General features: G+C 58.1%; 11 protein-coding genes. 4 read left to right on the top strand and 7 right to left on the bottom strand.

Features of this window, described 5'->3' with window-relative positions:
* Window positions 1-16 precede the first annotated feature (16 nt).
* The gene (locus AB4Y89_RS01235) at window positions 17-790 is read left to right on the top strand and encodes a carboxypeptidase regulatory-like domain-containing protein (RefSeq protein ID WP_442299094.1); all 774 of its coding nucleotides are present in this window, start codon (window positions 17-19) and stop codon (window positions 788-790) included.
* A gap of 8 nt (window positions 791-798) precedes the next feature.
* Window positions 799-1866 (top strand): beta-propeller fold lactonase family protein, encoded by a 1068-nt coding sequence (locus AB4Y89_RS01230; protein WP_442299093.1) that lies wholly within the window; start codon window positions 799-801, stop codon window positions 1864-1866.
* Window positions 1867-1871: 5 nt separating this feature from the next.
* On the opposite strand, the gene AB4Y89_RS01225 is transcribed toward AB4Y89_RS01230, so the two are convergent.
* Together AB4Y89_RS01225 and AB4Y89_RS01220 are read right to left on the bottom strand one after the other, a co-directional pair.
* Complete coding sequence (locus AB4Y89_RS01225) at window positions 1872-2657, bottom strand: anti-sigma factor family protein (RefSeq protein ID WP_442299092.1); 786 nt, start codon at window positions 2655-2657, stop codon at window positions 1872-1874.
* Entirely contained in the window at window positions 2647-3219 is a 573-nt protein-coding gene (locus tag AB4Y89_RS01220) for an RNA polymerase sigma factor (RefSeq protein WP_442299091.1), read from the bottom strand. The genes AB4Y89_RS01225 and AB4Y89_RS01220 overlap by 11 nt, the downstream gene beginning before the upstream one ends.
* A gap of 275 nt (window positions 3220-3494) precedes the next feature.
* Here AB4Y89_RS01220 and AB4Y89_RS01215 point away from each other — a divergent pair, with 275 nt between their 5' ends.
* Window positions 3495-6245, top strand: coding sequence for a TonB-dependent receptor (locus AB4Y89_RS01215; RefSeq protein ID WP_442299090.1), 2751 nt, complete (start codon window positions 3495-3497; stop codon window positions 6243-6245).
* A 21-nt stretch (window positions 6246-6266) separates the two neighbouring features.
* Here the strand turns inward: AB4Y89_RS01215 and AB4Y89_RS01210 are convergent, their stop codons facing one another.
* From AB4Y89_RS01210 to AB4Y89_RS01190, 5 genes are all read right to left on the bottom strand, one after another.
* Complete coding sequence (locus tag AB4Y89_RS01210) at window positions 6267-7604, bottom strand: MGH1-like glycoside hydrolase domain-containing protein (protein WP_442299089.1); 1338 nt, start codon at window positions 7602-7604, stop codon at window positions 6267-6269.
* Window positions 7605-7640: 36 nt separating this feature from the next.
* Window positions 7641-9059 (bottom strand): APC family permease, encoded by a 1419-nt coding sequence (locus tag AB4Y89_RS01205; protein WP_442299088.1) that lies wholly within the window; start codon window positions 9057-9059, stop codon window positions 7641-7643.
* Entirely contained in the window at window positions 9052-10533 is a 1482-nt protein-coding gene (argH, locus tag AB4Y89_RS01200) for an argininosuccinate lyase (protein WP_442299087.1), read from the bottom strand. Before argH ends, AB4Y89_RS01205 begins: the two co-directional genes overlap by 8 nt.
* A gap of 64 nt (window positions 10534-10597) precedes the next feature.
* The gene (locus AB4Y89_RS01195; RefSeq protein ID WP_442299086.1) at window positions 10598-13486 is read right to left on the bottom strand and encodes a TonB-dependent receptor domain-containing protein; all 2889 of its coding nucleotides are present in this window, start codon (window positions 13484-13486) and stop codon (window positions 10598-10600) included.
* Window positions 13487-13595: 109 nt separating this feature from the next.
* Window positions 13596-14810, bottom strand: coding sequence for an ROK family transcriptional regulator (locus AB4Y89_RS01190; RefSeq protein ID WP_442299085.1), 1215 nt, complete (start codon window positions 14808-14810; stop codon window positions 13596-13598).
* Between the two features lie 125 nt (window positions 14811-14935).
* On the opposite strand from AB4Y89_RS01190, the gene AB4Y89_RS01185 reads away from it, so the two are divergent.
* Window positions 14936-17776 carry a PIG-L family deacetylase gene (locus AB4Y89_RS01185; protein WP_442299084.1) on the top strand — a complete coding sequence of 947 codons (2841 nt, stop codon included), beginning with the start codon at window positions 14936-14938 and terminating at the stop codon, window positions 17774-17776.
* Window positions 17777-17860: the final 84 nt, after the last annotated feature.

Below are 17860 nucleotides of genomic sequence, written 5' to 3'. Positions count from 1 at the left end.
GTAAAGTGACGGTGATATGCGACTGAAGCCATCCTTCGCCCTGGTCCTGATTGCCGCGTCTCTCGCCGGCTGTAAGTCGAAGCCCACCGAACCGGTCGTGACGACGGAAACCTCGTCTGCTCCGGTCTTCTATCATGTGGACGCTGCGACCGCCGGCTCCATCTCCGGCACGCTGAAGTACACCGGCAAACGTCCAACGCCGAAGCTGATCGATATCAGCCAGGATCCCACCTGCGTCAAAGCTCATAAGGGTAAGGCCTATGATGAGTCGCTCGTCGTCGATAGCAAGGGCGACCTGGCCAACGCTTTCGTCTACATCAGGAAGGGTCTGGAAGGAAAAGTCTTCGAGGTTCCCACCACAACTGTGACGCTGGACCAGTCCGGCTGCTGGTTCCGGCCGCATGTGCTGGGCGTCATGGTCGGCCAGCAGCTCATCATCACCAACTCTGACCCTGTGACGCACAACATTCATCCGGTGGCCCAGATCAACCGCGAATGGAACCACAGCATGGGCCCTGGAGATGCTCCGCTGCAGCGTAAGTTCACCAAGCCGGAGATCATGGTGCCGGTGAAGTGCAATATCCATGACTGGATGCACTCGTTTATTGGCGTCACTGACAATCCGTATTTCGCCGTCTCGAAGGATGACGGCACCTTCAAGATCGAAAACCTGCCGCCCGGGACCTACACGCTGGGCGTATGGCATGAAAAACTTGGCGTCCAGGAGCAGACCGTAAGCGTCTCTTCGAAGAGCGATACTCCGGCCAACTTCACCTACAAGGGAGAATAGTCAGAATCATGCGGAAGCTTGCCCTGCCTTTTGTTGCCACCACCTGCCTTGCTCTTGCGGCTCTCGGCTGCAAGTCGAGCGCACCTACGCCTTCCGCGGAGAACAAGCCCGGACCGGAGCCGACCGGACCGCGCGTGTATGCCACAAACGAGGTCTCCGGCGACCTGACCATCATCGACATCGGCACGGCGCAGACCGTTGCCAATGTGCATCTAGGCAAGCGGCCGCGCGGCATCCATGCCTCGGCCGATGGCAAGCAGCTCTACATTGCACTCAGTGGAACGCCGATTGCCGGCCCCGGCGTGGACGAGAGCACGTTGCCCCCACCAGACCACTCTGCCGACGGCATCGCAGTCTTCGATCTCGCGGCACGTAAGATCGTTCGCACCATTCCCGGAGGTTCGGACCCTGAGAACTTCGACCTTAGCAAAGACGGTAAGAAGCTCTTTATCTCGAACGAGGATATCTCGTCGGTAAGCATCATTGATGTCGACTCCGGCACGGTTGAAAAGTCGTTCAAGATTGGCAGCGAGCCTGAGGGCGTTCGTGTCAGTCCTGATGGCAAGGAGGTCTGGGTAACCTCAGAAGGAACGGGCGAGATCTCTGTTCTGGATACGGAGAAGGGCAAGATCACGGCCACCATCAAGGTCGGTCATCGTCCGCGCAACGTAGCCTTCATGCCTGATGGCAAGACCGCTTATGTCAATGCCGAGAATGATGGCAACGTGGTCGTCGTCGATGTGAAGTCACACAAGATGACCAAGACCATCACCCTGGGCCAGGCCGGTGTCATCAAGCCGATGTATGTTCTGCTCTCGCCCGACGCATCGAAGCTCTACGTCAGCACCGGCCGCGGCAAGCAGGTCTTTGCGATCGGCACGAAGGACAACAAGATTGCCGGTTCGGTTGAGGTGGGCGCTCGTCCCTGGGGTATGACACTTTCACCGGATGGCAAGACGCTCTTCACCGCTAACGGACCGTCAAATGATGTCTCGTTTGTCGATCTGGCAAGCTTCACCGTTACGAAGAAGGCAAAAGCCAAAGGCGGCCCATGGGGTCTGGTGGCCCTGCCCTAAAATTGTTACGGTAACAAAGGACGTTCGAGCCCTGCTTCCACGCGAAGCGGGGCTTGCGTTTTAAACTCCAGCTTGTAGCTCTCGATCCAGTCACCTGCCAGATCATGCTGAGCCTGCTCCAGTGTCATTGTCCCGTTGCAAACCATCCCGTGCAGTCTGCGCTCGAGCATGTCCTTGGCCTGCGCGTTCCACATCGTGCTGTAGGGCTGTGGCCACAGGTTCCGGATCTCTGCTGTTCCGCCGAGCTGTGGACTGATCAGGTAGTCCACCTGGAACTCCTTGCTACGCTGCTGCTGCGGTACGTGGTACTCGGCAAAGACAGCCTGCTGCGTTGCTGCCGGAACTGCTGGGTCGAGATCGTCGTCTCTCTCGCCGCACACCTCGCCAAGAGCCATGATCCGAACGGCGCCCGGCGTCAGTTGCGGATTCGGCACGGGACGATCTTCCAGGTAAAGCACAATTGTCTGGTGATTCCGATGCAGCGATATTCCAAGCCCAGCAGCCACCAATAAACCCGCCGCCGCACTGGCGAAGCCAATCGTCCATGGCCGCCGCCTTGCCAACACAATACGATGGTGCAATGTGTCGCGCAGGTCGTCCGGCATCTTCGAAGTTTCGATGGCAATCGTTGCCACAGCTGCGGCGAAAGTCTGTTCCGTTCTGAGCTTCAGTGCACGGCAGATCTCACACTCAGAGAGATGAAGCTCGGCGGCTGCCGTCTCGGCAACAGACAACTCTCCATCCTGTAACAGCAAGAGGTCTTCCCGCGAAAGGTGCACGTTATCGCCCACGGCTCACCTCCGATCGTTCGAGACGCTCAATCGAACGCGCTACCGCTGCCGCAACCGAACCGAGAGAGATCCCAACCACTTCGGCGATCTCACGATATCGCAAGCCTTCAGCGCGAAGCTGCAGGCAGGCACGGTCGGTCGCAGGCATTGCCTGCAGCACTCGGCTCAAATGGAGCTTGCGTTCGCTGAAGAGCAACGTCTCTTCCGGCCCGGGAGTAGGATCGGTGCACTCAAGAGAAACGCTCTCCGCTTCAGACACTTCGCGGCGGTGCGCTCCACGGCGTTTCAAGGCCAGATTGTGGGTCACGCGAAAGAGCCAGCTACGAAGGTTATCCTGTGGCTTCTCTTCAAGCAGATGCCGGAAAAGAGCGAGGAAGGTCTCCTGCACTACATCTTCCCCATCCTGCACAGCGATGCCGAATGAAACCGCGTAGCGCAAGAGTGCCGCGTGGTGCAGATCGAACATCGCAAGCACCTCAGCCTCAATGGCGTGTGCTTTTCCTTCACCTGCTATGGCAGGTGCAAGGATCGCGAGTCTCGACGGGTTGAAGGTAGAGCCCATGAGAATGCACTCATTAAAGCATTTTCCCTGTTGCTGGGTATTCCGGAAGGGGCGTGCAGCGGCGTTTTCATTGCGGAAAACGCCCATAGATGCGGAAGCCCTACTCTACTCCTACAGGGAAAATGCTCTATGAGGGACGGGGTAGCCAACAATCCATCTCCTCCTCTTTGAAAAACTTTTCCGAAACGCTGAACAAAAGGACTTCGTCCGGAATATCTCTGCAGAAGCATAAATCCAGAGTTTCGGCCGGGCCTACTTGCCCGGACAAAGGTGTCATGCGTCGTCTGTCCGGTCTTGTTTGCGGTCTGTTGCTTTTTCTTCTCCATCTCTCAGCGCCTGCACAGTCTCGTGACTCCGGGCGACTTCACCTGGTGGTGAAAGATACTTCAGGCTCAGGTCTGGCGGTGACCGGCACCTTGAATGGTCCAGGGTCGGTGCGGCAGTTCCAGACCTCTGCGAATGGCGAGCACATGTTCACGGGACTTGCCCTCGGCAGCTACAAGCTTCAGCTCTACCGCAATGGGTTCGCGACGCAGACCATCGTGATCGACGTGCGCTCTTCGGAGGTTGTAGAACGTGTTGTCACCCTGACACTCTCGTCTCTCTCCACCTCGGTTACCGTCTTCTCTGAGACGCCGATCGGCCAGGCCGATACAGATACCTCGACCGTTCCCGTGCCGGTGCAGAACCTCTCAGCGCAGCAGCTTGCCGATATTAACTCACTCAATATCGGCGACGGCTTGAATAAGCGAGTGAACGGCATTTACATCAGCGAGAACCAGGGCAACCCGTACCAGATGGATGTGAACTACCGCGGTTACACTGCTTCCCCGCTTCTGGGCACACCTCAGGGGCTTTCAATCTATCTGGACGGAGTGCGGCAGAACCAGCCCTTCGGCGATGTCGTCTCCTGGGATCTGATTCCTCAGGTTGCAGTACAGGACATCGAGCTGATCCCGGGGGCGAATCCCCTGTATGGACTCAACTCTCTGGGCGGAGCTCTTGCCATGCGCACCAAGGACGGCATCTCCAACGCCGGGCTCACGGTAAAGTCCACGGGCGGCAGCTTCGGACGTCGTGCTGTCGAAGGCGAATGGGGTGGTTTTACCTCACGCGGCTTTAACTGGTACGTCGCCGGCAATCTCTATCACGAAGACGGATGGCGCAAGTATTCTCCTTCTGATGTGAAGCAATCGTTCGCCAAGCTTGGATGGATGTTCGGCCGAACGACGCTGTCGCTTTCCGGTGTCTATGCCATCAACAACCTTAGCGGAAACGGCACACAGGACTTCCGCAATCTGAGCAAGGACTACAGCAGCGTCTACACCATTCCTGACCAGACCAGAAATCACGCGCCGTCACTCACCTTTAACGTGACGCACGAGCTAGATCACAAGCTGACGCTCTCGACCAATGCCTACTACCGCTATATCCGCGCCAATACCTTCAATGGCGATCTTAACGACGACTCCTTCGATCAGTCGCTCTATACGCTAAGCACCGCCGAGAAGAATATCCTCACTGCCAACGGTTATACCGGCTTCCCCACGGGAACCAGCAACGCCACGCAGCAGCCCTTCCCTTACTGGCGCTGCATCGCGCAAGGCCTGTTGAAAGACGAGCCCTCGGAGAAGTGCACGGGCACCGACACCTATACGCAGAACAAGCAGAACGCCTACGGACTCTCCGGCCTGCTGTCGTACCGCACGGCACGCAACCGCCTTGCAGCCGGTGTCTCCTGGGATCGCAGCAACATCAGCTACACACAGATCTCCCAGTTCGCCTATTTAAATCCGGACGGACTAAGCTTCACCACCATTCCGACCTATACCGATGGATCAACCGACGCAGACGGCCTGCCGGTGGATACCCGTGCCAACCTGCACGGGACGGTCAACGTTCCCAGCTTCTACGCCACGGATACCATCCTGCTGTCGAGGTTTACCTTCACCGTCTCTGGCCGTTACAACCACGCCACGGTGGATAATCTCGACCGGCTGCCGCCTTCGGCTGGACGGGGAACCTTGACCGCGAAGTACACCTTCCAGCGCTTCAACCCATCTGCCGGCCTGACCTATCGCGTGTCGTCATTGGCGACGCTGTATTTCAACTACAGCGAAGGCAACCGTGCTCCAACTTCAACCGAACTGGGCTGTGCCGATCCTAGCTTTCCCTGCCGCCTTCCCAACGCCATGGTCAGTGATCCGCCGTTGAAGCAGGTTGTCAGCCGAACCATCGAAGTGGGCATCCGCGGTAAAAATGAGAATCGTCTCCAGTGGAATGCCGGCTTCTTCCGCGGCACGAACTATGACGATCTGCTCTTCGCGTCCTCCACCGCCACTGGGTTCGGCTACTTCACCAACTTCGGACGCACCATCCGGCAGGGAGTGGAGGCCGGGATCACCTATCAGCTCCATCCCTTCACCTTCTCGAGCAACTACACCTTCCTGCAGGCGACCTACGGAACGGCACAGCTAATCAATGGAGCCGGGAACAGCTCCAATGAGTCCGCTCTGAATGGAGCCAAAGGTATCGATGGCGACCAAGACATCAGCGTCGGCAACACATTACCGCAGACTCCATCTCACATCCTGAAGTTCAACGTCGACTACCAGCCCACCCGTAAGCTGACGGTCAACTTCAACGTCGTCTCTACTTCTGGCTCATACGCCCGCGGGAATGAAAATAACCTTCACCAGCCTGACGGAACATACTATCTCGGCGTCGGCCGCACGGATGCATACGGCATTGCCAACGTCGGGGCACGGTATGCCTTCTCGCCGAAGTTTGAGCTGTTCGCCGAGATCAACAATCTCTTCGATACACATTACGCCACGGCGGCACAGCTCGGCGGGACGCCATTTGACAGCAATGGAGCCTTCATTGCCCGCCCCTTTGCCTCCATCAACTACGAAGGCCAGACGCAATACCCGGTGCGCCATTCGACCTTCCTGGCTCCCGGCGCTCCCATCAACATTTTTGGCGGTCTTCGCGTCACCTTCCAGAAGAAAGCGCCGAAGCCATAACCGCACTGGTGCTTGAGATACCTACTGCATCTCAAGCACCAGCAGGTTCCAATCCATAAAGCCTCTGTGGCTCAGTGCCTTGCCTGTATCTGGATCGTAGTATTCATTCAGCGATCCGTTCACGCGGAGATCCTGCGCCAGCAACTGCGTCGTCGCTGCCGCCAGCGCCTCAGCCTCTCGCGTGAATCCATACTGCCGCAGGCCATTCCAGACGAAGTAGTTCGCGATGATCCAGACCGGGCCGAGCCAGTTGCTCGGATTGCTGCTGGCTGCCAGAGAATACATATTCTCCGCGCGCGATAAGGTACGTACGCCGTACTTACCGCCGAAGGTTGCCGGGTTCAAGAAGTGCTGCCGTAGATCTTCGGCCTGCTCTTTGGTTGCGAGGTCACACCACAGCGGCAGGAAACCGGTGAAGGTCTGGATACGAATCGGAATGGCGCTCCAGGACATATCCATACCACGCTTGATATTCGGAATCAGCTCGGCGCGGCGGTCCTGGCACTGGACATCGACTGTATAGAAAAATTTGTCTCGCGGATCCCAGCATTGCCGTTGCACAGCCTCACCAAGCTGCTTCGCGCTCGACGCAAAACGCGATGCGGCATCTTTTTTCCCAAGCTTGCGCGCCATCTCCGCCGCAGCTTTGAGGTCTTCGTAATACAGGCAGTTCAGCAAGAGGTTCGCGGAGGAGAAGAATGGCCGGCCGAAGGTCGTGGGATCGTTGTCATTGCCGATGGCGACATCGTCGCCCCAGACCAGAAGTCCCACCTTGGTGGTGTTATCCGCCGTCCAGGAATCATAGAAGCGTTGTAGCTTTTCCATATACGGAGCGAACCAAGCGGCATCACCGCTTTCCTCCGTAGCCAACAACGCAAGTTGTGCAAGCACCGGCTTGGCTTGGTTCTCTTTGTGAGGTCGGCTTCCGCTCAGGCAGTGCAGCGGATCAGGATCGTTCAGCTTGATCAGCATAGGAATACGGCCCTCGCTCGATTGATGGTCGAAGAAGTTCCCGATGCTTCCCTGGGCATGGGCGACGATCGCCTGCCGCAATGAGGTATCCGAGGTTTGCTTCGCGATCGCGAACAGGCCGCGCGCCGTCCAAAGTGTGTCCCAGTCCCACAGCTCCGAGGAATACGCTGCCTTGGGAAGACTGGGAGAGATGCTCGGATACTTCAACAATCCGGCAGGCTCACGCAGCAGGGCACGTGCATTCTTCGCGAAGTAGCCAAGCAAAACTTCCCTGTCGGTGGCAATGCTGGACGTCGGTTGCGCACTGGCTGTGGCAACTTTAGAGAACAAAAGACTGTGAGCGGCAAGGCCCGCGAGGAAGCCGCGGCGATCAGGGCGAAGGTTCATGTCATCTCCGGATGACCGAATTCTACCTTCTGAGTTTCAGGAGCGGGCAGCGATACGGGAGCGAACAAAATAAACCAGTAGTCCGCTGACAGCGACCATACCGGCAAGTTTGAGCTCTGCCGCGAAGTTCTGCCGCGAGAAAAGAATAAAAATGAATCCGCCCAGGGCAACCAGCGCGGGCAAGGGATACAGCGGCATCCGGAAGCGTCCCTGCTTTCGCCGTTCCGCCCGATGCCTCGGCGCCATGACCGCAATTCCCTGCATCAAGAACTGGAAGACGATACGGATGATGACCAGCGATGCAATCACTTCCTGTAAACGCAGCAGGCATAAAAGCATCGCGATGCCGCCCAGCGTAAACAGAGAGATAGCCGGAATGTGGAAACGGGGATGCACCTTTCCGAAGATCGCGGGAAAGTTACCGTCCTGCGCTGCGGCAAAAGGGATACGTGAATATCCCAGGAGAAGTCCGAAGACCGAGGCCAGCGAAGCCGTCGCAATTAACACCACTACGATCGATGCGGCGGTGTGCGCCCAGGGATGAGAGGCAAATGCCATCTGCACAAAAGCAGCCATCGTGTACTGCCGGGCTGCGGCGTCATGCGTCAGCGCCAGCATCGACTGCCATGGCAGCACTCCAAGCACCGAGATATTCATCAGCACGTACAACGTGCCGACGATGATGATAGAGCCCAACACCGCCCTGGGGATCGTCTTCTCAGGCTTCTCAACCTCTGCGCCCAGGAAGCACGCGTTGTAGTAGCCCCAGTAGTCATAGGCTGAGACCAGCAGACCTGCGCCGAGTCCGTAGAAGAAGGCTGCATCCAGATGGAAAGCTCCGGCAGGAAACGAGAAGGCCTGGCTCGGGGAAAAATGCGTAAAACCAACCAGGATGACAGCAACCAAGGTCGCGACAACAACGACCCCTGTCACACGGGCGATGCGTCCTACATGCGCGACCGGCCGGTACAACGCTGCTAAAGCAATGGCGCAGGCGCTCATCGCAATCAGAGTCTGGCCGCTGAAGATGATCGGCGCATGGAAGAGATGGCCGCTGGCAATGGGCCGTGAGGCAGATGGCGCAAACCATGAGACATACTGCGCAAAACCGATGCAGCCGGAGGCGATCGAAAGCGGCGCGGAGAGAAGAAGCTGCCACGCATAGAGAAAAGCAAAGACTTTGCCCGCGCCATTCTTTCCATAGATATGTTTCAGATAGGCATAGGAGCCGCCGGCCTCTGGGTAGGCGGTGCCAAGCTCGCTCCACACACAACCATCGCAAAGGGAGAGTACCGCTCCCAGTACCCATCCGAGCATGGCCTGCGGGCCGCCCATGGCAGTGACGATGAGTGGGAGCGTGATGAACGGGCCCACACCCACCATATCAATGATGTTGGCGCTGGTAGCCGCTGCGGTAGAAAGACCGCGTACAAGCTGCGGGTTCTTCTCAGCCACGGCCAAAGGTATCCACCGCCCCGTGCAGCCGTTGCGACGAAGCCGATAGGTGATCCACCTCGCTGCGGTGCCATGCTGAGTCTTCGTGGAACTGTGAAGTTGCACGGTCGATCTGTGGATTCAGTGCTGACGGAGCAGGGCCGCCTGTTGTGTTCCGTACCGCAACAAAATTATCCGGATCGAGCGCACGCAACAGCGTCGCACGCTCCATCGGCTTTGCCTGTTTTCCCCGGAGGGCGACCTCCACAAAGTCCACCATCGCTTCCGGCTGATACCTTCCCGTAGATGCTTTGACCGCTGCCGAAACGATAGCATGCGCATCGTGGAAGGAGAGATCAGCCTCGCGCGCCAGCGTATCGGCCAGTTCGGTCACCGAGAGAAAGTCGCCATGAGCGCGCGCCGCGAGCCGCTCGATATCGAACGAGGTCTCCTCTAAAACACCCGCCATCAGCCGTAAGGCGCGCAGGCCGTCTGCGAAGGCAAGATCAACCAGCGGTTGTAGCGAATCCTCACTGTCGTTCATGTCAGCGAACGGCGTGTTGTGCAGCGAGTTCAACACCGCCTGTGACTCGCTCATAGCCCGCGAAGCCAGGATACGGGTGTGCTCCAAAGGCACCGGATTGCGCTTCTGCGGCATGATGCTTGAGACCTGCACATACCCCTCTGACAACCGCAGGAAGCCGAACTCGGCGGTCGACCAGAGCAGCATTTCCTGGGTGAACCGGCCAAGGCTGACCATCAGCGTGGCAAGCACCGAACATGGCTCGGTAATGTAGTCCACCGCCGCAATCGCGCCATAGGTATTGATCTGCAGACCTTTGAAGCCGAGCAGTTCCGCGGTACGTTCGCGGTTGATCGGAAACCCTGTACCCGTAATCGCGCATGCGCCCAGCGGTGAACGGTTAACGTGGGCATAGGCGGCACGGAGACGTTCCGTGTCCCGCTCCAGCACCTCAATGATCGCCATCAGGTAGTGGCCCATCGTCGTGGGCTGCGCCGGCTGATTATGTGTATAGGCCGGGATGAGGGCGGAACGATACTCCCCTGCAAGACGCAGCAGGACCGAGCGTAGGGCGAGGCAGGCTTCGGCTACCTCCAGCAGACGTCCACGCAAGACCATGCGGTACATCGTCATATCGAGGTCGTTACGGGAACGGGCGGTGTGAATACGCCCGGCATCCTCTTCCCCGCAAAACTCGGCAAGCTTCCGTTCGACCAGAAAGAACAGGTCCTCCACGGACCCGTCATACTTCGCCGCCGCAATCTCCTGCAACGGGAGCGCCTTCAATCCCTGAAAACAATGTGCTGCCGTCTCTTTGGAGATGATCTGTTGCTCGGCGAGCATCAGCACGTGCGCGTAGTCGATCTCCAGCATGGCCGGCAGAAACAGGCGCTTGGCGTCCTGAAAGACATGGGAGAGCACCTGATCGCGATAAATAACTGCCGGAAATGTCGAACTCTTTGAGGATGCCATGATGCCTTCTGCAAATTGGAAGGGCCGCAGGACAGTATGTACCCGCGGCCCTTGTGATGGATAGTTAGAAACGAATCGCCGCGCCCCACTGGACGATACGTTGTTCCAGTACGCTGGTGCGGGTCGTTGTCGTGGCGCCATTCGCGACGCCAGTCGAGGTATTGACCGGCTGCGTGATAGCAAGCGTGCTCACGTTGTTTGTGTTCAGGATGTTATTCGCCTCCAGAAGGAAGGTCGGCGCGAAACGATCCTTGATCTTCGGGAAGGTACGCGTGTAGCGGGCATCGATCTGAGCGATCGACGGTCCGCGAGCCGAGTTCCGGCCGACGAAGGCAGGACGCGCCACACCGCTGGTTGCCGCATCGCCATAGAAGGTCGTGTTGCTGGCCAGGATGTTTGCCTGATCTCCGGAGGAGATATTGCCGAGAATCGCGAGCATATTGTGGTTCGCAATCTCACGGCCTACACGGTTGCTAACGTTGAACTGAGGTTCAAGCACAGCGGACATGTTGAATGCATTCGGCCGGTTTACCGAAGAATTGCCGCGGTCAAACTTGCGGTTCAGCGTATTCGAGACGCCCAGGTTCTGTTCAAAGGTATTGACCTCTGGGGCGTCGGAGATGACGTGCGACCAGGTGTAGTTGGCATTGAACTGCATGCCCCGCATTGGCGACATCGTCACATTGGCAAACATGGCGTTGAAGCTCGAGTTCGCTCCGGACTCCACGCGGTTCACCTGATCGAAGCGCGGATCATACCGGGTCGAGGAGTTCACCGCCGCGCTGAAGACCGGACGGCCATCAGCCAGTGTTGCTCCCGTTGGGATGACGTTGACGTTATGCATCCACGGCAGGTTGCGGCCGTTGGACATGATGTAGCCGAGCGTTGTCGAGATGTGATTTGTGAGTTGCTGGGTCACCTGTAGATTGATATTCCAGGTGTACTCGTTCTTGATATTCGGATTGATAGTCGTCACGTTCTGCGTGGCGCCTGCACCTGACGCAGGAACAGTGGGAAAAGCGGGGCGTCCCGGAGTACCGCTGGCACCTCCGATATAGGTAAAGGAGGAGGTACGGTTCGAGCCGTCCAGGTTCAAGGCATTGAACCATAGATTAGTTGGAGTCTGTTGGTAGAAGATTCCGGCGGAGACCTTCACCGTCGTCGTGTCGGTTGCGCGATAACTGAAACCCAGGCGCGGAGCGAAGTTGGTGCTGGGAACGTTGAACTTACGCGAATCCGGATACAGTGCACTGGAATTCGCCTGGGGTGAAGAGAAACGATCGTAACGAATGCCATACACCGCCGTCAGCCGAGGCGAAAGCTGCCAGGTGTCCTGCGCGTACCCGCCGTAGAAGAGCGAGGTATAGCCGATACCATTGACGTCCGTCTGCGAGGCATAGTTAGCGTAGCCGTAGGGGTCGGTGCCATTCTTAGCGTTCAGATAGGCCTGAACTGTCGCGAAGGTGTAGCGGTTGAACGAGACCAAACGCTGCCGGTTCTGTAACTGTGAGAGCACAAAGCCGGCCTTGATCGTATGCGGTCCGCGAACGTAGCTGATGTTCTCGGAGCCGGAGGGTTGCTTGTCGTTGTATTGATCTCCACCGCTGCTGGTTCCGTTGAAGGCGGCGATGTTGGAAATCACAATTGCCGGTCCTTTCCCCGTGCTGGGTCCAGCGAAGTGAGTATTAGAGCGGAACGGCACCGAGAAGCGGAACTCATTCACCAGGCTGTTCGAAATCATTGAGATCCACTGCAGCCCGAAGACGTGCGCGCGATCCTTGAAGTCCACATTCGCGGTGGTCGCGTTGATACCCCCGACCTGTGTATTGAACGGGAAGGAGTTCCGGAAGTAGTTGTAACGCAGGAAGACGGAGTTTTTCGCATCGATATTGTAGTCCGTACGAACATCGACGAAGGTACCGTGCAACAAGCCGGGAGCCGGTACAAGCTCCGACGCCGCCAGGCCGATTGCCGCTGCATTTGCTGCCGTGATGGTTACAGGCGCCGGGCTACCACGCAGTACGTGTTCGTAGGATCCGAAGAAGAATAACTTGTCCTTCTTGACCGGCCCGCCGAGGTTGAAGGAGTGATCTTCAAGAATCAGATTAGGCTTCGTCGGGCTCGTCACCTTGTTCTGCAGCAGCGGATAGGCTGTAGCGTCGACCCAGCGTTTGATGAACTGATATGTCCCGTGGAACTGATTCGTACCGGAGTTGGAAATGACGTTGTACACGTCACCCGTTGTCCATCCGTACTCAGGCGCGAAGGAGTTGGAGACTGTCTGTACTTCCTTCACGAAGATATTGCCAATGGGGAACAGACGAAGGCCAGTACGATCGGCCTCGGTGTTCACCATGCCGTCCATCTGGTAGTTGATACGATCCATCAGGCCGTTGGTATTCAACGTACGAGGAATACCAAGCTCCGGATTCGGATGTCCCGATACTCCAGGCTGGAAGACGATGAAGTTGTAGGGATTACGTGAGGTCAGTGGAACGTTCTCAATCTCGGTCTGAGTGAGAGTCCGCTGCACATTCAGGTTGGTGGGATCGATGGAAGCGATGGAGGCCTCAACTGTCACAGCCGTGTCGGCAGTACCAACCTTTAGATCGCCGTCAATGACAGCCTCAGTACCGGCATTGAGGTTCACGCCCGATACTTTCAGCGGAGAGAACCCCGTTGATGTGATATTGACGATGTATTCACCCAGAGGCAAATTGACCAGCACATAATAACCATCGTTGCCAGTAGTTACGGTGCGCGTAAAACCAACCGAGGCATTTGTTACGGTGACCGTCGCCCCCGCGATGGCTGCACCGCTCGGATCCGCGACACGGCCGCGGATCGTTCCATTGATGGATTGCGATTGTCCATATGCCGCAGGTCCTGTGAGAGCAACAGGCCCAAGCATGGCAAACGCTAGCAGAACTGATCGAACACGATGAGTTCTCATAGTTTTGACCTCCCCCATTCAGCAACTGACCTTGAAATTTGAACCACGTAACCCGGATGGCCTGCCGACGACTACTCCAGCGCGGCCTCCGTTACTGCTACTGCATTGTTCAACCCAGCAGCTTGCTGTCCATGGCTTGTAGTGACAGAGCCACGGAACCATAGAGCTGGGCCTCGGGCCCAAGCACACTACATCGCACACGCGGATGCGGGAAGTCGCTGTCCGCGAGAACACCACCCACGGCTTCACACAACGCCAGGTGCGATCCAATGCCTCCACCCATAACGACCAGAGAGGGGTTGAAGAGCAATGTGATGGTCGCAATGGAATCGGCCAGAATGCGTGCCGTGTTCTTCAGAACGGCCCTCGCCTGTACATCGCCGGAGGCCGCTCGATCAAAAATCTGCGAAGCGCGCAAGGCACGCAGCTCGGCGTCATCGCGGGTTGCACGGTCCAGCTCTTCCCGCCACTGTGCTTCGATACCACCGCCACCGATCACACGCTCCAATTGGCCGGTGCGGTGCATTTCAAGGGGTTCACGCGCCATTCCAGGAACTCCGAGATAGCCGATCTCGCCGGCGCTCCACGCGGAACCATGATGGACCTGGCCACCAAGAAAGATACCCGCGCCGACACCGGTTCCCATGGCGATAAACACAAAGTCGTCGACGTTCTCAGCGGCGCCATGCCAGTGCTCCCCCACGGCGGCGAGGTTCGTATCGTTTTCTGCGATCACCTCGAACCCAAGCTGATCTTCCAGCAGAGCACGCAACTGGACCTCATCCCATCCGGTCAGGTTCGGGGCAGACAGCACAACGCCGCGCGCTACGTCGGTCACACCGGGCGCGCCCACGGTCAGGTGCTTCACCTTCTTGAGGGAGACCTTCGCATCCGCGCACATCTGCGTCAGTCCGCCGCGAAGCAGATGGCAGATCGAAACCGGATCCTTTTCCCGCGCCCCCAGCTTGCATGCCCACTGTGCTGCCGGCCGGCCGTCCAGGTCAGCAAGCATCATGCGCAGACGCGTTCCCCCAATATCGGCGCCGGCAACATAGGCATGTTCCGGCCGGAAGCGAAGCAGCTCCGCAGGACGCCCGCCGGAGGAGATTCCCTCGCCCAGGTATTCGATCAACTCCAACGCTTCCAGGTCTGCAATCGCGGCGGTCACGGTCGGAGCAGAGAGCCCTGACATCCGCACGAGATCGGCACGGGAGCAGGGGGAATTCTCCCGTACCAGTTGAAGAAGGGCCCGGTTGTTCGAATGGCGCAGATTTGCCGGACGAGAGATGCGCGGCTCACGCGAATTGGCAAGCGTAGAGGACATAGTCGGTGTAGGCAGATTATAAACAAACTTTACAAAGTCGCAAGTGGGTGATATCAACAAGGACAATCCAACATCACTCATCGGCGGCGGCCTTCTGTGTTCGCTCGCCGAGGAATGGCTCACACATGACCACGTGGAAGCACTGCATATCGTACTCCCTGGCCGCATGGCTTGCGTTCTCTCCAATGGCGGCTACGGCGCAGGCAGGTCCGCAGCCCCGCTATCTCTCTCCGGAGGCCTATCCCCTTCCCCTGGATCGGGGTGCCTCCGGTCTGTGGCAGTCGCTGCAAAAGCTGAAAACCCGCGCCAGTCTGATGATGGTTGTCGCTCATCCCGACGACGAAGACGGTGGCATGCTGGCCTATGAAAGCCGCGGCCAGGGCGCAGATACCACGCTGCTGACGCTCAATCGCGGAGAAGGCGGCCAGAACGTCATGACCGGAGACTACTGGGATCAGCTTGGCATCATGCGTACGCATGAACTGCTCGCCGCCGGCTCTTACTACGGGGTCCACCAGAACTGGACCCGCGTGGCCGATTACGGCTTTTCTAAAACGCTCGACGAAGCGCTGAAGAACTGGGGCCACGACCGCGTGCTCTACGACGTCGTACGCCAGGTGCGCATTAGCCGCCCTCTGGTCATCACCAGCGTCTTTGCCGGCAATGTCTCCGACGGCCATGGACACCACCAGACCGCCGGTGTCATGGCGCAGGAAGCCTACAAGCTCGCCGGAGATCCAAATGTCTTCCCGGATCAGATTGCTGCCGGCCTGAAGCCGTGGTCTCCGTTGAAGGTCTACGCCCGCGTTCCCTTCGCCCGCGTCACTAAACAGGGAATCTTCGACTACGCTACCGGCAAGTGGGAGCCTGTGCGTTTCAAGAACTACGTCACCGGCTCGTGGATTGAAGGAGTTCCCTCCAAAACCCTCGAAGTTCCCGAAGGAGAGTACAATGCGCTCTTCGGACGCAGCTATCTGTCGGTGGCTCGTGAAGGCCTGGCCAACCAGAAGTCGCAGAACGACGGTGTCGGCATTCCGCTGCCGGCACAGTTCAACTCGCCCTACCATCTCTACGCCTCGCGTGTGAGCGGCGATACGCTGCCTGCCACAGAAAAGACCTTCTTCGACGGCATTGACATCTCACTCGCCGGCATCGCGGACTACGCTCCTGTCGCCGACCGCGCAGCGTGGCGCAAAGGCCTGGAAGAGCTGCAACAGATCGTCAGCGAAGCCACCGAGAAGTACGGTGCCGCGAACCCGTCGCAGTCTGCCCCAGCACTCGCTCGCGGGCTGGAAAAGACACGTACTCTCCAGAACGAGATCAAGCACAGCACCCTTCCAGAAGCAGCAAAGTACAACATGCTGCACGAGTTCTCCATCAAGGAGGATCAGTTCAACGACGCGCTGTCTCAGTCCCTCGGCGTCATGCTCGTCGCCAGCGTCAACCCCGTGGGCGAGAAACCGCGCATGGGTCCCTTTGGAGAACTGCGCGGCAACACGCCGACGTATCAGTTCGCCATCCCCGGACAACCGGTCTCGATCAACGTTCACATTGCCAACCAGGGAACACAGAACGTTGCGATCGACGATCTCTCAGTTCTTGGTGACTCCGGTGACTGGAAGTGGGCCGCAACCAATAAGCCCGCTGCCTCCATGAATGCCGGACAGGCAGATGACCTGACGGTAGAGGGAGTTGTCCCCGACAACGAACCCATCACCAAGCCTTATTTCAGCCGGCCCACGCTGGAACAGCCCTACTACAATCTGGACAATCCGGCATATCTCGGCCTCCCGACAATGCCCTACCCCGTCACCGCGCGCCTGCAATACAGCTTCCAAGGCGTGCAGGCAAGCGTGACCGGGACGGTGCAGACAACACACCGCATCAACGGCATCGGTCCCGTTCCGGAGCCGTTGATGATCGCGCCGGCAATCTCGGTACTACTCTCGCCGGAGGCAGGCGTAATCCCTTCCAACAACGCAAAGCTCACCCTCAAAGTGACGCTGCGCAGCAACGTTAAAGGCCCAGCCGAAGGAGAGGTTGCGCTGAACCTGCCCGAGGGCTGGACATCGACACCACGCGCTGCATCCTTCTCCACCGCACGTGACGGCGACGAGAAGAACCTATCCTTCGACGTCACCCCAAAAAACGTGCAACTGAAGCCCTACACCATTACCGCTGTCGCGAAGTATGCCGGTAAAGAGTACAAGGAAGGCTTCACCACGATTACATGGCCCGGGCTGCGGCCCTATCCGTCCTACCGTCCGGCAACCTATCGCACGACGGGTGTGGACCTGAAAACGCCCGCCAATCTGAAGGTCGGCTACATCATGGGCACCGGTGAAGATATACCTGCCTCGCTCAGCGATGCAGGGGTGCAGGTGACGCAACTCTCCGCCGGAGATCTTGCCTCTGCGAATCTGAGCGGACTCGATGCCGTAGTCATCGGCATCCGCGCCTACGCGAACCGCCCGGACCTGCGGGCCAATAACAATCGCCTGCTGGAGTACGTCAACAATGGTGGCACGGTAGTCGTGGAATACCAGACCAATGAGTACGACCACAACTACGGCCCATATGCCATCTCTGTACCGGCTGATGCTGAGAAGGTCGTGGATGAAACGTCCACGACAACCATCCTCGACTCAGCCGATCCGCTGCTGAACTGGCCCAATAAGATCACCAGCGCAGACTTCAATAACTGGGTGGAAGAGCGCGGCCATGGCTTCGCACGCACCTGGGATCCGAAGTTCACCGCCTTGACGGAGATGCATGACGACGGGCAGGACGCACAAAAGGGTGGCCTGCTTTACGCCAAATACGGAAAGGGCCAGTACATCTACACGTCGTTCGCCTTCTTCCGCCAGATTCCGGAGGGCGTTCCCGGCTCCTTCCGCATCTACATGAACCTGATCAGCGCGTCCCGCAACCCGGCGTGGAAGACGTCCGTAGCGGCTACGAAATAGAGCATTTCTCCTGTTGCTGGGTATCCCGGAAGGAGCGTGCAGCGGCGTTTTCATTACGGAAAACGCCCATAGATGCATAAGCCC

This window comes from Terriglobus sp. 2YAB30_2, assembly GCF_052114765.1.
Taxonomy (GTDB): domain Bacteria; phylum Acidobacteriota; class Terriglobia; order Terriglobales; family Acidobacteriaceae; genus Terriglobus.
This window is presented reverse-complemented; position numbering and strand designations above follow the sequence as displayed.

Bases quoted from the DNA above. Each gene is read 5' to 3' on its own strand.
- AB4Y89_RS01235 (WP_442299094.1), top strand. From the start codon at position 17: ATGCGACTGAAGCCATCCTTCGCCCTGGTCCTGATTGCCGCGTCTCTC.
- AB4Y89_RS01230 (WP_442299093.1), top strand. From the start codon at position 799: ATGCGGAAGCTTGCCCTGCCTTTTGTTGCCACCACCTGCCTTGCTCTT.
- AB4Y89_RS01220 (WP_442299091.1), bottom strand. From the start codon at position 3,219: ATGGGCTCTACCTTCAACCCGTCGAGACTCGCGATCCTTGCACCTGCC.
- AB4Y89_RS01215 (WP_442299090.1), top strand. From the start codon at position 3,495: ATGCGTCGTCTGTCCGGTCTTGTTTGCGGTCTGTTGCTTTTTCTTCTC.
- AB4Y89_RS01210 (WP_442299089.1), bottom strand. From the start codon at position 7,604: ATGAACCTTCGCCCTGATCGCCGCGGCTTCCTCGCGGGCCTTGCCGCT.
- argH (WP_442299087.1), bottom strand. From the start codon at position 10,533: ATGGCATCCTCAAAGAGTTCGACATTTCCGGCAGTTATTTATCGCGAT.
- AB4Y89_RS01195 (WP_442299086.1), bottom strand. From the start codon at position 13,486: ATGAGAACTCATCGTGTTCGATCAGTTCTGCTAGCGTTTGCCATGCTT.
- AB4Y89_RS01190 (WP_442299085.1), bottom strand. From the start codon at position 14,810: ATGTCCTCTACGCTTGCCAATTCGCGTGAGCCGCGCATCTCTCGTCCG.
- AB4Y89_RS01185 (WP_442299084.1), top strand. From the start codon at position 14,936: ATGACCACGTGGAAGCACTGCATATCGTACTCCCTGGCCGCATGGCTT.